Here is a 14,277-nt window from a genome sequence, read left to right as displayed (position 1 = left end):
AAGAAAAAATAAGGACAGAACTTTCGTTCCATCCTTATCCAAGAGTTGTTTAATCAAATTCATATTTTTGATAAATGGTCGCCAAGATGAAGATTCCCGTAAAGAGAGCCATCAAGGCAAGGTAGACTGGGAAGGTCACAGCTGTCAATGTTCCGATTTCAATCAGACCTTTCAAGTAAAAGGCAGAAAGGTAGAAACCGCAGACAGAGAAGATGATTAAGAGACCTCGCCAGATATTGAGTGGCAAGCAAGCCCGAATAACGGACAAGAAGCCAATAGATCCTAACAAGTAGTAGGAAAGTGTAGACATATCCAGGCTAGACCAGCCATGATGAGCTCCCCATAAACGAACAAATAAGACGCTAAAGACAACCATCAAGGCATTTGGTAAGGCCAGATGCAAGGAGCGTTTGAGGAAGTGTTTTTCCACTGGCTTAATGTTTCGTTCAAAGGTCAAGACAAATGGTGGGAATCCTTCGACAAACTGATCAATCAGCGTAATCTGAATCGGAATAAATGGGAAAATCAACAAGTAGTTGATGTCAAAGAAAAGGGCACTTGCGATACAGATAATGGCCAGAATGAAGGAGTAGATCGTCTTAATAAAGAAGATAGGAGCAATTCGTCCAATGTTATTGACGACCCGACGACCTTCAAAGAGAATTTCTGGAACATCATTGAAGTCTGAGTTTAACAAGACGAGATTGGCAATTTGACGAGTTGCAGGATCGCCTTCGGCCATCACGATGGAGCAGTCAGCTTCTCGTAAGGCTAGGATATCATTGACCCCGTCCCCTGTCATGGCAGTGGTACGACCAGCAGCCTTGAGGGTTTGAATCAAAAGTTTCTTCTGATGAGGAGAAACCCGTCCAAAAATAGCTGTACTTTCAGCTAGGTCCACCAACTCATCGTCCTCAATCTTAGAACAGTCAATATAATTTTCATAGCTTTCAAAACCAGCTTCCTTAGCAATGTAAGAAACAGTGACTGGATTATCACCAGAGATGATTTTGAGATCTACATCTTGGGAGCGAAGATAATCCAAGGTTTCGGCAGCTCCTTCGCGGATTGGATCGAGGATTTCAATGACGGCGATTGCTTCTACATCACTTGGCAAAGTTAAATCATGCATATCGATGGCTTCCACACTGCGAGCTAAGATCAAGACCCGTGATCCATGGGCTTGGGCTTCCAATACCGCTGGAGGATTTTCTTTGAGGAGCATTTCTGGGGCCCCTAAATAAACGGTTCCCAAGTTGGTTAGAGTCATGGCACCCCATTTTCGATCACTTGAAAATGGAATGATTGATTCTGCTGTATAAGCGTGTTCTAACTCGCCATATGCTTTGCGGATAGCTTGGGCAGTTGGGTTGTTATCCTCAGAATTTTGCATATAGGCAGCGAGAATAACTTCGATAGTTTCTTCAGAAAAGTGTTCAGACAGGGAGTGAATGCCTTTGACGGTCATTTTTCCTTGGGTGATGGTTCCTGTCTTATCCAAACAAAGAGTATCGACCCGAGCCAGGGTTTCCACAGAGTACATCTCTTGGACCAAGACCTTGCGCATCCCCAACTTGATCACGGCTGTCAAGAGAGAGGTCACTGTCAGAAGGGCAATTCCTTTTGGCAACATGCCCAGGAGAGCAGTGGAAGAGGTAATCACAGAATCTTTCACTGGAAGCAGTTTAATCAAAAAGGCTTCACAGAAGAGGGCGATTCCAAATGGGATAATAATCTTTCCAGTAAAACTAGAGATTTTTGCGAGATTGTAGAGGATGCGAGAATTGATGGGTTTGAGAGTTTTCGCCTCAACCATCAATTTATTAGCATAGTTATTGGCCCCCACACGTTTGACACGAGCGTAGACCTGGCCACTCGCTAAGAAGCTACCGGATAGAAGTTCATCTCCCTCTTCCTTGAGAACCAAGTCACTTTCTCCCGTCAGCATGGCTTCGTTGGCTTCAGCAACTCCCTTTTGAACGATGGCATCACTCGGAATCTGGTCTCCTGCAGATAGCTTAATCAGGTCGCCAAGGACGATTTCCTCTGGATCAATGGTTTCCTCTTCCCCGGCTCGGATGACAGTTACGAGCTCCTTACTCATCAAGTTCAATTTATCAATCATCCGTTTAGCGCGGAGCTCTGTAGCAATCCCGGATAAGGCATTAAAGCAGATGACTGCAAAAAAGACCAGATTGCTCCAGGCTTGTACCGCAACCAAAGCGAGGGCGATCACAAAGTTCAAAGCATTAAACAAGGTGAAGACATTGCGCTTGATGATTTGCCAGGTACTGGTACTGGTATTCGCTTTAAATTCGTTGGTTTGGCCACGCTGTATTTTTTTGCGGACCTCTTCATGGGTTAATCCCTTTAATTCATTCATTTCCATAAAAACATCATATCATTTTTTTAAGAAAAAGACTAGATGCAGTCGGTTTGTTGAGTCATCAAGTTTTTGAAAAGATTTGCGGGGAAGAGAAGGATACGGTATAATGGATAAACAAGAGAATTATCAAAGGAGAAAGCATGTTTTATACCTATTTACGTGGCTTAGTGACCTTTATTTTATGGGTTCTGAATGGAAATGCTCATTACCATCATAAGGAACTGATTCCGAGTCAAGAGGAAAATTACATTCTCGTAGCTCCTCATCGAACTTGGTGGGATCCTGTCTACATGGCCTTTGCGACCAAACCCAAGCAATTTATCTTTATGGCTAAGAAAGAACTCTTTACCAATCGGATTTTTGGATGGTGGATTCGCATGTGTGGGGCTTTCCCAATTGACCGTGAAAATCCAGGTGCAGCAGCGATTAAATACCCAGTGAATATGCTCAAAAAAAGCAAGCGTTCCTTGATTATGTTTCCAAGTGGAAGTCGTCATTCTCAGGATGTTAAGGGTGGAGTTGCCGTGATTGCCAAGATGGCCAAGGTACGTATTATGCCTGTCACTTATACGGGTCCAATGACTTTGAAAGGATTAGCGAGCTGTGAACGGGTTGACATGAACTTTGGGCACCCTATTGATATCTCTGATATTGCAAAAATGAATGATGAGGGAGTGGAAGAAGTTGCAAGACGAATCCAGGCTGAGTTTGATCGCTTAGATGCAGAATCTCAGGCACTCCGCAATGACCGGAAACCTTTTATCCTCATCCGTTTGTTGAAGTTTTTACTGCTGCCATTTGTCTTGGTTGTCGCTTTACTGACCCTCTTGTTTAGTTATATCGCTAGTTTTGTTTGGGATCCGGACAAGCATCGGAAAGACTAAGCAGTACTCTAGATAAAAAGAATGTCAAAAATCATGTGATTTTTGACATTCTTTTTTTATTTCTTCGATTTTTTACGAATAATAAAAATAAAAGGGGTATTTATGGAGACGTGGATTGAGAAAATCAAGGAATATAAACTGTTTTTAGGTTTGGCTGCCGTGGGGCTAATGATGGGAGGAGTGTTTCTCTTTTGGCCTAAGCAACCTCCACAAGCACCGGAAACTGTCATTTCCCAGTTAGAAATGGTGGATCAGGAGACTTCTCCTAAGGAAGACACAAGCCTCCCTTCTAGCTCTCAACAGAGGAGTGAGGAAAAGACGGACTCCTCTCAAGAGAAAATCATGGTGGATGTGAAGGGTGCTGTTAGGCAGGCAGGGGTCTACGAACTTCCCGTGGGGAGCCGGGTCTATGATGCGGTCCAAAAAGCAGGAGGGATGACAGACGAAGCTAACAGCCAATCCGTCAACTTAGCGCAAATATTGGAGGATGAGTCCATCGTCTATGTTGCTAAGAATGGAGAGGTGGTAGCGCCTGTTGCGTCCGCATCTGCATCTGCTGGGACGACCGGTGGCGAGAAGCAGTCAAAAGATGGAAAGGTCAATCTCAATACGGCAACAGAAGCAGAACTACAGACGATTTCTGGGATAGGTCAAAAGCGAGCCCAAGATATCATTGCTTATCGTGAGGAAAAAGGAAAATTTCAGTCTGTTGATGAATTGAAAAATGTTTCTGGTATTGGCCAAAAGACGCTAGAAAAGTTAAAAGAGCATGTTACAGTGGATTAGAAGTCTCAACATTCATCCATTTCATCTCACCCTGCCGGTCTTATCTCTCTATTATTGGATGTACACGGGACACTGGCTCGCTTCGTTCTTCCTTCTGGCCTTCTTCATCTTGTTTGGGAGACGCTACGATGGCAAACGATTTCTGTGCCTCATAGGGTTTCTTTCCCTCTTTGGCCTTTGTTTTGCTTTCCGGATCGAACAGGGAAAACAAGAGTCAAGCGATCATAGGGTCCCAAGGGTCATTCAGCTTTTACCGGATACCATCAAGGTGAATGGAGATGCTTTATCCTTTCGTGCCAAGTCAGGTAGCCGTACTTTTCAGGTTTTCTACCAGCTTCGGTCAGAGGAAGAACAAGCCTATTTTAAACACCTGGATCATGGGCTAGAATTACGGATCAAAGGGGAATTGGAAACACCGACAAAACAGCGTAATTTTATGGGCTTTGATTACCAGGCTTATCTGAAAACACAAGGTATTTATCACCTTTTGAAAATCAGTCACATTCTTGAAAAGAGACCTGCTGAGCCTAGAGATTTCATAGGGGTGCTGTCTAGTTGGAGGCGAAAGGCCCTTGTATGGGTTCACCAGTATTTCCCCCAGCCCATGAGTCACTACATGACGGGCTTGCTTTTTGGTTTTTTAGATGTAGAGTTTGAAGAAATGAGCCAGTTGTATTCGAACTTGGGGATTATCCATTTGTTCGCCTTGTCGGGCATGCAGGTTGCCTTCTTCCTAGATGCCTTTCGGCGCTTCTTTCTCCGCTTGGGATTGGAGCAGGAAAAGGTTGCCTACCTCCTCTATCCATTTTCGCTCCTTTATGCTGGGATGACAGGTTTTTCGGTTTCGGTCGTTCGAAGCCTCTTACAGAAACTCCTAGCCCAGGCTGGGATCAAAGGAATGGAAAATATGGGAGTCACTCTCCTTTTATTACTCCTTCTTTTACCGTCCTCCTTGTTGACTGCTGGAGGTCTCTTATCCTGCGCCTACGCCTTTATATTGACGCTGACCTCTTCCGAAGAGGAGAAGGAGGGAATCCAAAAAGTCGTCAAGGAGAGTCTAGTGTTAACACTAGGGGTTCTTCCTTTTCTCACTTTTTTCTTTGGAGAATACCAACCCTGGTCCCTTCCTCTAACCTTTATTTTTTCTCTCTTATTTGACCTTCTGTTGTTGCCAGGACTGAGTGTCGTCTTTCTCCTTTCTTTTCTGTATCCCTTGACCTTCTGGAATCCTTTCTTTGTCTGGATGGAAAAAAGTATGGAGTATCTAGCGAGCTTCACTAGTCAATCCTTGGTTTTCGGGCAGCCAAGCATTTATTATTTCATCTTGCTCTTGTGCTTGCTAGCTTGCCTCTATGAGATGCGCAAGGTTAAGAAATGGAGATACCTGTTCCTACTCTTAGTATGCTCTGTATTTGCCCTTGTGAAGCATCCTTTAGAAAATGAGATTACCATCATTGATATTGGTCAAGGTGATAGTATTTTGCTACGTGATTGGCGTGGGAAAACCATCCTAATTGATACAGGAGGAAAAGTGGACTTTGGCCAAAAGGAGGCATGGAAGAAGCGAAGGTCTACTAGCAATGCAGAACGGACCCTGCTTCCCTATCTCAAGAGCAGGGGGATTGACCAGATTGATCATATGATTCTCACGCATACTGACACAGATCACATGGGAGATTTGGAAGTGCTCGCGACTAAGGTTAGGATAAAGGAAATCAACATTTCCAAGGGGAGCTTAAAAAAAGACTCTTTTGTCCGTTTGCTCAAACGGTTGAACTTACCGGTAAAAACGTTGGAGGCTGGTGATCAATTGTCGATCTTTGATGGGAGTGCAGAAGTCCTCTATCCGGTAGAAGTAGGAGATGGGAGTAATAACGATTCCATTGTTCTTTATGGCCGCTTTTATGGGTGGTCCTTCCTTTTTACAGGAGATTTAGAAGAAGAAGGGGAAAAGACCTTGTTAGCCCGTTATCCTCAACTGCGCGTAGATGTGCTAAAAGCAGGCCACCATGGTTCTAAGGGATCTTCTCACCCTGCCTTCTTAGAGAAAATCCAAGCAAAAATTGCCTTGATATCTGCGGGTGAAAAAAATCGTTACCAGCACCCTCATCAGGAAACCTTGGAGCGTTTCAAAGAGTTACAAATGACTGTTTTTCGTACAGACCAGCAAGGAGCGATTCGTTTTAGAGGTTGGAATCAGTGGAAGATTGAAACCGTTCGATAGGAGCTGTTTGATTTCTAGCTTGAAAATTGCTATGATAAAGTCAAGGAAATGAGGTTACAAGTATGAAATCATTACAGTTGTTTTGGACGCAATATGCTGATTTTTCAAGAAGATCAGATAGAAAAGAATTTTGGATCAGCCAAGCCTGGCATTTACTATTTACAAGTCCATTTTGGATTTACCAATTGGTCTTACTCTTTTCAAATTCGAAATCAGAGGAAGAGGTGATTCCCTTGACCGGGATGGACGTTTCGGCTTGGTTCAGCATCTTTTTTCTCCTTTATCTCTATCTTATTTTTGTTCCCCAGCAAGCAGTAGTCGTTCGGCGATTGAGAGATGCAGGTCTTCATTGGTCTTTGGTTTTCCTATTTCTAGGTCCTATCTTGCTCTACCTTTTATCTCCTATTTCTATTTTTCTAGTCTTAGCTCTTGCGGGTTTGCTTTGTTTAGCATGTCTCTTGGTCCTTCCAAGTGCTAGACTTGCACAACCGGACCAGATTGCTTCTCCAGTATTTGCTTCGACGAGTCCCGTGGTCCCTTCACCAAGTATGCCATCCCATTTGATGGATCCCAATAGTTTTTCAGCTATTCCCCAGATTGTTTCGGCTCCACCAACACCACTAGAGAAAGCACCGCTTGAAAAGAAAATGGAATCGGAACAGACCCAGCATCAGTTTAGAGAGTGGAATGAGGTACCTTCAGAACATGCAGGCTTTACAAACAATTAAAAAAATCAGTGCCGAGAACCTTCCTCCAATCCTGGTTCTATCAGGGGATGACATCGGTCAGTTTGAGTGGATGAAAGAGCAACTTTTAAAGAAAGTTGGCTACGATTCATCTGATTTGAACTATTCCTATTTTGACATGAAGGAAACAGCTTATTCAGAAGTTGAGCTTGACTTGGTCAGCCTTCCATTTTTTGCGGATGAAAAAATAGTGATTTTGGATCATTTTGTCGATGTGACGACCGCAAAAAAAAGATACCTGACAGATGATGAATTGCAGTCTTTTGAAGGATACTTATCGGCACCTTTAGAAACGACTCGCTTGATTGTCATTGCGGAAGGAAAACTGGATAGCAAGCGAAGAATTGTCAAGCTCTTAAAAAGGGATGCCCAGTTGCTGGAAGCGACTGAATTAAAAGAGCAGGAGTTGCGTGCCCATTTCACGGAAGAGATCAAGTCTTTAGGGCTAGCGATTGATTCACAAGCCTTCGACCAACTTTTGATTAAATCTGGCTTTGATTTTAGTGAGATTCAGAAAAACTTGGAGTTTCTTAAAACCTACAAGGGAGCTTCAAGCATCACTATCACAGATATAGAAGAGGCTATTCCAAAGACACTCCAGGATAATCTGTTTGATCTGATCCAGATGATTCTAAAGAAACAAATTGATTCAGCCCGCAGTTTGGTCAAGGACCTTCGGCTGCAAGGAGAGGATGAAATCAAGCTTTTGGCCATTTTATTGAGTCAGTTCCGTATTTACACACAGGTCAAGCTGTTGAAGCAAGAGGGACGAACAGAATCCCAAATCGTTTCAGACCTATCAGAGCTGACCGGTCGAAAAGTAAATCCCTATCAAGTCAAATTTGCTCTAAGAGATAGTAGAGGGATATCTTTAAGCTATTTGGAGCAGGCGATTTGTCTTTTGATTGATACCGACTTCCAAATGAAATCGGGAACCTATGAGAAAGATTATCTATTTGATTTGGCTTTGCTAAAGTTGGCCAACCCATCTGTGTAAGCAGAATAGTTGAATAAATTAGATGATTGCGTTATCATTTTTATATACATAAAGAAATAGAGGTATTTTCCATGGCAATTATTTTACCAGATCTTCCGTACGCATACGATGCATTGGAACCATACATTGATGCTGAAACAATGCACTTGCACCATGATAAACACCATCAAACTTACGTAAACAATGCAAATGCAGCTCTTGAAAAACACCCTGAAATTGGTGAAGACCTTGAAGCTTTGTTGGCAGATGTAGAATCGATCCCAGCTGATATCCGCCAAGCGCTTATCAACAACGGTGGTGGACACTTGAACCACGCTCTTTTCTGGGAATTGATGACTCCTGAAAAGACAGCTCCTTCAGCAGAACTTGCAGCAGCAATCGATGAAGCCTTCGGTTCATTCGAAGAATTCCAAGCAGCTTTCACTGCAGCAGCAACCACTCGTTTCGGTTCTGGATGGGCATGGTTGGTTGTGAACAAAGAAGGGAAGCTTGAAGTGACTTCAACAGCTAACCAAGACACACCAATCTCAGAAGGGAAGAAACCAATCTTGGGCTTGGACGTTTGGGAACATGCCTACTATGTGAAATACCGCAACGTTCGTCCTGACTACATCAAAGCTTTCTTCTCAGTGATTAACTGGAACAAAGTAGACGAGCTTTATGCAGCAGCTAAATAAGCTTTCATAATAAAAAAAGTTTGAATCAAGAGGTCACTTAAAGGAGCCCCTCGATTCAGGCTTTTTATTTTTAGAATTACTCAAAGTAGAGTAAAATGATTCTCCTGTTTTGGGAGGGATATTTCTTGCGTTTATACCTGAAAATGATACACTAGAAGAGTATGTGAAAGTGAGGAGAAAGGCTTCCTACATAAGAAAGAAGCCGTGTCACTTTTTCTGAAAAAAACTGTACCTCAACAAAAGGGAGAATGAAAATGATAAGTATTACGATTACAAAAGGAGCAGTGGATACGCCACTTTATCTAAAAATGCTCAACCGCCACGGGTTAATTGCAGGGGCTACTGGTACAGGGAAAACCGTGACCCTAAAAGTCATAACTGAAAAATTAAGTCAGCAAGGGATTCCGGTGTTTCTAGCGGATATCAAGGGAGATCTTTCAGGTCTTGCCAAAGCAGGACAATGGACGCCAAAGATGGAAGAACGCTATAAACTACTTGGTATTACAGATCCTTTTGAACCGCAAGCTTTTCCAGTTCGCTTATGGGATGTCTTTGGTCAAGCAGGACATCCGGTCCGTGCAACGATTGAAGGAATGGGCTCTCTTTTGCTAGCGCGCTTGTTGGACCTCAATGAAACACAAACAGGGATTTTGGCCATCGTCTTTAAATTAGCTAAAGAAAAAAATTGGCCTTTGATTGATCTGAAGGATTTACAGAGTCTTTTGAAGGAAGTCTATGACCATGCTTCAGACTATTCCGCTCAATATGGCAATATCAGTAAACAATCAGTGGGAGCTATTCAACGAAGCTTGTTAGTGCTAGAGCAAGAGGGGGCAGATCAATTCTTCGGAGAGCCAGCCTTGGACCTTCAAGATTTTATGCAATTGGACAGCAGTGGACGAGGATACATCAACATTCTATCAGCGACTCGTCTTTTCAACTCCCCTAAGCTCTATTCAACCTTCCTGATCTGGATGTTGTCTCGTCTGTTCGAGACCTTACCAGAAGTTGGAGATCTAGAAAAACCGAAATTTGTCTTTTTCTTTGATGAAGCCCACCTCTTGTTTAATGATGCGAGCAAGCTCTTCCTTGAAAAAGTTGAGCAAGTCGTTCGCCTCATCCGGTCTAAAGGAGTGGGGATCTACTTTATTACACAGAATCCTCAAGATCTCCCTGAGTCTGTATTGGCCCAGCTTGGGAATCGTGTTCAACATGCCTTGCGTGCCTATACGCCAAAAGAAATGAAGGCCATCAAGGTTGCTGCTCAAAGCTTCCGACCAAACCCAGAATTTGATACGGAAACTGTCTTGACGGAGTTGGGAACAGGGGAAGCTCTCGTTTCCTTCCTAAATGAAAAGGGGCAACCAAGTGTGGTTGAACGCTCCTATATTTTGTCTCCACAATCGAGCTTTGATTTGTTAAACGAGAGTGAACAGTTGGCCTTGATTACCAGCTCTCCTTTCCATCAAAAATATGCTGTTCGAGTAGACAATGAATCAGCTTATGAAAAATTGACTGAAAAATCTGCTAGAGAAGAGAAGGAAAAGGAGCGAGAAGAGGAAGATAAAGCAAGAGTTGCAGAAGAGAAGGCCAGTCAAAAACGGAGTCCGGGCCGTCCGCGGAAATCTAGTTTAGAAAAGGCCAAAGATTCCTTTATCAGTTCCTTGTTCCGTACCATTGCGCGTGAAGTGGCAAAACTGATCATGGGATCCTTTAAGCGGAAATAAGACAGTCAAAAGGGGATGGACTATTAGGAAAATGAAGAAGGATTGATCTGGAAATCGCTAAAAAATTTCTTCTAGAAGAAATCGTTTTCTGATCCGGAAACACCTTGTTATTTTAAAGAGAATCTTTTATAATTAACTTCATATGAAAAAAATATTTAATGTTCGATCGATCATGATTGTGTTGGGAATTTTACTATGTATAGGAGGAGTTGGAGCGTTAACTTACCTCCATCTTTATCAGGCTCCGGCCTCACCGCTTGCTCAAGAGGAAACGACAGCTCAACCAGTTGAGTCCAAGGAAGAGAAGCAGCCTCTCCAACCTCCTCGTGTCAAAACTCCTGAAGAAAAACAAGCTGTCATAGATCAAGATCGTGAAACCATGGAGAATTTAGGTCTTGTCTATGATTATGCCAATAAAGGCTTGGTAGAAGTTGTACAAGACTACATGGCTGAATATGGTATTGATCCTTCCCAAATCACCTTTACCTACAAAAATCCTGCGACAGGCCAACAGTTTTCAATGAATGAGTTGCAGCCGATGACAGCTGGAAGTACCTATAAACTCCCCCTCAATATGTTAGTCGTGGATGAAGTCGATGCAGGGAAATTAAATTTAACGGATGAATTTGATATTACCAATACTTACTACGAGTACCTTGGAGAGCACGATAATTATGTAGCTGCTTTCGGTGGCGCTATGACGATTCCAGATATGCAGCGGTATTCTCTTGTCTATTCAGAAAATACGCCGGCATATGCCTTGGCCGACCGCTTTGGTGGTATGGACAATGTTTACGGGAAGTATGAAAAATATGGGAAATCCCGTGCAGAAATAAAAACCATCAGTCCTGAAAACAAAACGACATCTGATTACTATATTCAAGTCTTAGACTATCTCTGGAATCATAAAGAAAAGTATGCGACCTTGCTAGAATTGATCGGAGAGTCCTTCCCAAATGAATACTACAAACGGTATTTACCAGATTTGATCATTCAGCAAAAACCTGGTTATGTAGCGGAAGCCCTCAATGTCGAAGCCATCGTTTACGAACAAACACCCTACCTCATCTCAATTTTTACAGCTGGTCTAGGGGGAACTACTCCAGAAAGTACGGAGATCAGTGGCTATGGTCTTCATTTACTTGGCCAACTCTGCTATGTGATCAATGAATGGCACCGTGTAAATGTCAATTAACGATTTAGAAGCTTTCCCAAAACAGTTTTGGGAAGGTTTTTTCTATGGAAAATATTGTTTTAATAGCTAAAATCCTGGTGACATTCTTTGAGGTCAGTAAATAAATATGATATAATAACTAAAGAACCTAAAGAAAGAATAGAAATGATTACAAAAGAAGATTATCAGTTGATTCGATCCCATCCAGCTTTCTCAGAAATTCCAGTTGAAAAATTCGATAAATTAGCTGTAGAAATCCATTATAGAGAAATTCCAAAGGGACAGATCCTATTTTTTGCTGGTGATAAGCGCGATCGTATCTTTTTAGTGGTGGAAGGCTATGTCCGCATTGAGGAGTTTGATTCTTCAGACACCTTCTCGTATATGGATTACATTAAAGAAGGAGCTGTCTTCCCATACGGTGGTATGTTTACAGATTCAACTTATCACTATACAGCCACTTCCATGACAACCGTAAAATACTTCAGTATTCCTGTTCAGCTTTATGAGGAAATTGTCCAGTCCAGTATGGAACAAGTTCTCTTCATTACGAGAAAGCTCTCAAAAATTCTGGAGTTCCAGGAGTTGCGGCTTCGTAATGTGGTCGCAGCCAGTGCCAGTGATCGTGTGATTCAATCCTTAGCTCTACTCTGTAAGGATTATCAAAAGTTTGGTCCAACCATCCCTTTTCCAATGAGCATGAAAGAGTTGGCTAGATTAGCTGCGACGACGAGGGAAACCGTCAATCAAGTGTTAAAGAAGCTCCTAGAAGAGGAGAGAATCGAGTACAAGCATAAGAAATTAACTTTTCTTGATCTTCCATTCTTTTTAGATAGTTTTGAAGAAGCCTAGTAGGGCTTCTTTTGGATTGAAGATAAAGTCTTCTGAAAAACTTTCCTTAGGTGAGTACGGACGTCAGCGAACTTCTACGAAGTTCCATGACTTAGTTTTGAACCTAAGGTTTCAAAACTCCCGAGTGCTTGAAATAATCATGTTTCAAGCACTTTTCTCACGGCGGAAAGTTTTTAAACTTCTTAAATGAAAAAATAATAAAAGTCACTTTTTGAAAATCATCTAGGTGTTTTATGTAAAATAAACTTTGTCTACATTCAAGAAGAAGCCTAGTAGGGCTTCTTTTATTTTCTGTCAAAAACGTTAAAAAGTTTCAAAAATCAAATAAAAAAATATTTACTCACAAAAAGAATATATTTAGCAAAATATCCAAAGAAAGCGGTTCATTTTTCATAAAACGAGGGTAATATTTAAAAAAGTGTCAAATTCTTGGCATTCGTAATGGAAGATTGGTTGTGAAAGCGGTACCAATTGGTGATAAAATGAAACACGTAAACGGGATTAGCTAAGCTAAACCGCAAGAAAAAAGGAGGACTATAGATGTCTACACACCCAATTCATGTTTTCTCAGAAATTGGAAAACTGAAAAAAGTTTGTTTGCACCGTCCAGGTAAAGAGTTGGAAAACTTGATGCCTGACTATCTTGAACGTCTTCTTTTTGATGATATTCCTTTCTTGGAAGATGCTCAAAAAGAACACGACGCATTTGCTGAAGCACTTCGTAACGAAGGAATCGAAGTACTTTACCTTGAACAGTTGGCTGCTGAGTCATTGACTTCTCCAGAAATTCGCGATCAGTTCATCGAAGAATACCTTGAAGAAGCGAACATTCGTGGACGACAAACAAAAATTGCGATCCGTGAATTGCTTCACAGCATTGAAGACAACCAAGAATTGGTTGAAAAAACAATGGCAGGGGTTCAAAAAGCTGAACTTCCAGAAATTCCTGAAGAAGCAAAAGGATTGACAGACCTTGTTGAATCTGACTATCCATTTGCTATCGACCCAATGCCAAACTTGTACTTCACACGTGACCCATTTGCGACAATTGGTAATGCAGTATCATTGAACCACATGTACGCAGATACACGTAACCGTGAAACTTTGTATGGTAAATACATCTTCAAATACCACCCAGTTTACGGTGGAAAAGTTGAACTTGTCTACAACCGTGAAGAAGATACTCGTATCGAAGGTGGAGATGAGTTGGTACTTTCTAAAGATGTATTGGCAGTTGGTATCTCACAACGTACTGATGCTGCATCAATCGAAAAATTGTTGGTAAACATCTTCAAGAAGAACGTTGGCTTCAAGAAAGTATTGGCCTTCGAATTTGCTAACAACCGTAAATTCATGCACTTGGATACAGTATTCACAATGGTGGACTACGATAAATTCACAATCCACCCAGAAATCCAAGGTAACCTTCGCGTCTTCTCTGTTACTTATGAAAACGAACAATTGAAGATCGTTGAAGAAAAAGGTGATTTGGCTGAATTGCTTGCTGAAAACCTTGGTGTTGAAAAAGTTACATTGATTCCATGTGGAGATGGCAACGTCGTTGCTGCTGCGCGTGAACAATGGAACGACGGATCAAATACTCTTACAATCGCACCAGGTGTGGTAGTAGTATACGACCGTAACACTGTTACCAACAAGAAATTAGAAGAATACGGACTTCGTTTGATCAAGATCCGCGGAAGTGAATTGGTTCGCGGTCGTGGTGGACCTCGTTGTATGTCAATGCCATTCGAACGTGAAGAAATCTAATCATCCTTCTACAGGTTAGACGGGCTCAGTGTCTAAACTGAGCCCTCTAAACTG

Annotated in this window: 11 protein-coding genes; 10 read left to right on the top strand and 1 reads right to left on the bottom strand. The window is 42.0% G+C overall.

What is annotated here, in order from left to right:
• Window positions 1-49: 49 nt before the first annotated feature.
• Window positions 50-2,389 (bottom strand): cation-translocating P-type ATPase, encoded by a 2,340-nt coding sequence (locus tag QM873_RS05765; RefSeq protein WP_285338109.1) that lies wholly within the window; start codon window positions 2,387-2,389, stop codon window positions 50-52.
• Between the two features lie 137 nt (window positions 2,390-2,526).
• Here QM873_RS05765 and QM873_RS05760 point away from each other — a divergent pair, with 137 nt between their 5' ends.
• The 10 genes from QM873_RS05760 (at window position 2,527) to arcA (ending at window position 14,223) form a co-directional block, all read left to right on the top strand.
• Window positions 2,527-3,270: a lysophospholipid acyltransferase family protein gene (locus QM873_RS05760; protein WP_154858562.1), complete on the top strand. Its 744-nt coding sequence runs from the start codon at window positions 2,527-2,529 to the stop codon at window positions 3,268-3,270.
• Between the two features lie 102 nt (window positions 3,271-3,372).
• Window positions 3,373-4,056, top strand: coding sequence for a helix-hairpin-helix domain-containing protein (locus tag QM873_RS05755; protein WP_270288799.1), 684 nt, complete (start codon window positions 3,373-3,375; stop codon window positions 4,054-4,056).
• On the top strand, window positions 4,040-6,280 hold the full coding sequence (locus tag QM873_RS05750) for a DNA internalization-related competence protein ComEC/Rec2 (protein WP_270288798.1): 2,241 nt from the start codon (window positions 4,040-4,042) through the stop codon (window positions 6,278-6,280). Before QM873_RS05755 ends, QM873_RS05750 begins: the two co-directional genes overlap by 17 nt.
• 62 nt (window positions 6,281-6,342) lie before the next feature.
• On the top strand, window positions 6,343-7,008 hold the full coding sequence (locus tag QM873_RS05745; protein ID WP_219075102.1) for a DUF805 domain-containing protein: 666 nt from the start codon (window positions 6,343-6,345) through the stop codon (window positions 7,006-7,008).
• On the top strand, window positions 6,986-8,023 hold the full coding sequence (gene holA / locus QM873_RS05740) for a DNA polymerase III subunit delta (protein WP_048717157.1): 1,038 nt from the start codon (window positions 6,986-6,988) through the stop codon (window positions 8,021-8,023). The genes QM873_RS05745 and holA overlap by 23 nt, the downstream gene beginning before the upstream one ends.
• Before the next feature lie 71 nt (window positions 8,024-8,094).
• Complete coding sequence (gene sodA, locus QM873_RS05735) at window positions 8,095-8,700, top strand: superoxide dismutase SodA (protein WP_048689195.1); 606 nt, start codon at window positions 8,095-8,097, stop codon at window positions 8,698-8,700.
• Between the two features lie 254 nt (window positions 8,701-8,954).
• Entirely contained in the window at window positions 8,955-10,427 is a 1,473-nt protein-coding gene (locus tag QM873_RS05730; RefSeq protein WP_129822239.1) for a helicase HerA-like domain-containing protein, read from the top strand.
• Window positions 10,428-10,569: 142 nt separating this feature from the next.
• Window positions 10,570-11,622: a serine hydrolase gene (locus tag QM873_RS05725; protein WP_129822238.1), complete on the top strand. Its 1,053-nt coding sequence runs from the start codon at window positions 10,570-10,572 to the stop codon at window positions 11,620-11,622.
• A gap of 144 nt (window positions 11,623-11,766) precedes the next feature.
• The gene (locus tag QM873_RS05720; RefSeq protein ID WP_061563760.1) at window positions 11,767-12,453 is read left to right on the top strand and encodes a Crp/Fnr family transcriptional regulator; all 687 of its coding nucleotides are present in this window, start codon (window positions 11,767-11,769) and stop codon (window positions 12,451-12,453) included.
• 540 nt (window positions 12,454-12,993) lie between these two features.
• Window positions 12,994-14,223 carry an arginine deiminase gene (gene arcA, locus QM873_RS05715; protein ID WP_049514063.1) on the top strand — a complete coding sequence of 410 codons (1,230 nt, stop codon included), beginning with the start codon at window positions 12,994-12,996 and terminating at the stop codon, window positions 14,221-14,223.
• The last annotated feature ends 54 nt before the right edge of the window (window positions 14,224-14,277 follow it).

The sequence above is a fragment of the Streptococcus australis genome (genome assembly GCF_047463015.1).
GTDB classification, from domain to species: Bacteria; Bacillota; Bacilli; order Lactobacillales; family Streptococcaceae; genus Streptococcus; species Streptococcus australis_F.
The sequence above is the reverse complement of the archived record's forward strand: the minus strand, read 5'-3'. Positions and strand labels throughout refer to the sequence as shown.

What these genes read in the sequence shown, in the direction of transcription:
- QM873_RS05765 (WP_285338109.1), bottom strand. Translation starts at nt 2,389, where the DNA reads ATGGAAATGAATGAATTAAAGGGATTAACCCATGAAGAGGTCCGCAAA.
- QM873_RS05760 (WP_154858562.1), top strand. Translation starts at nt 2,527, where the DNA reads ATGTTTTATACCTATTTACGTGGCTTAGTGACCTTTATTTTATGGGTT.
- QM873_RS05755 (WP_270288799.1), top strand. Translation starts at nt 3,373, where the DNA reads ATGGAGACGTGGATTGAGAAAATCAAGGAATATAAACTGTTTTTAGGT.
- QM873_RS05750 (WP_270288798.1), top strand. Translation starts at nt 4,040, where the DNA reads ATGTTACAGTGGATTAGAAGTCTCAACATTCATCCATTTCATCTCACC.
- QM873_RS05745 (WP_219075102.1), top strand. Translation starts at nt 6,343, where the DNA reads ATGAAATCATTACAGTTGTTTTGGACGCAATATGCTGATTTTTCAAGA.
- holA (WP_048717157.1), top strand. Translation starts at nt 6,986, where the DNA reads ATGCAGGCTTTACAAACAATTAAAAAAATCAGTGCCGAGAACCTTCCT.
- sodA (WP_048689195.1), top strand. Translation starts at nt 8,095, where the DNA reads ATGGCAATTATTTTACCAGATCTTCCGTACGCATACGATGCATTGGAA.
- QM873_RS05730 (WP_129822239.1), top strand. Translation starts at nt 8,955, where the DNA reads ATGATAAGTATTACGATTACAAAAGGAGCAGTGGATACGCCACTTTAT.
- QM873_RS05725 (WP_129822238.1), top strand. Translation starts at nt 10,570, where the DNA reads ATGAAAAAAATATTTAATGTTCGATCGATCATGATTGTGTTGGGAATT.
- QM873_RS05720 (WP_061563760.1), top strand. Translation starts at nt 11,767, where the DNA reads ATGATTACAAAAGAAGATTATCAGTTGATTCGATCCCATCCAGCTTTC.
- arcA (WP_049514063.1), top strand. Translation starts at nt 12,994, where the DNA reads ATGTCTACACACCCAATTCATGTTTTCTCAGAAATTGGAAAACTGAAA.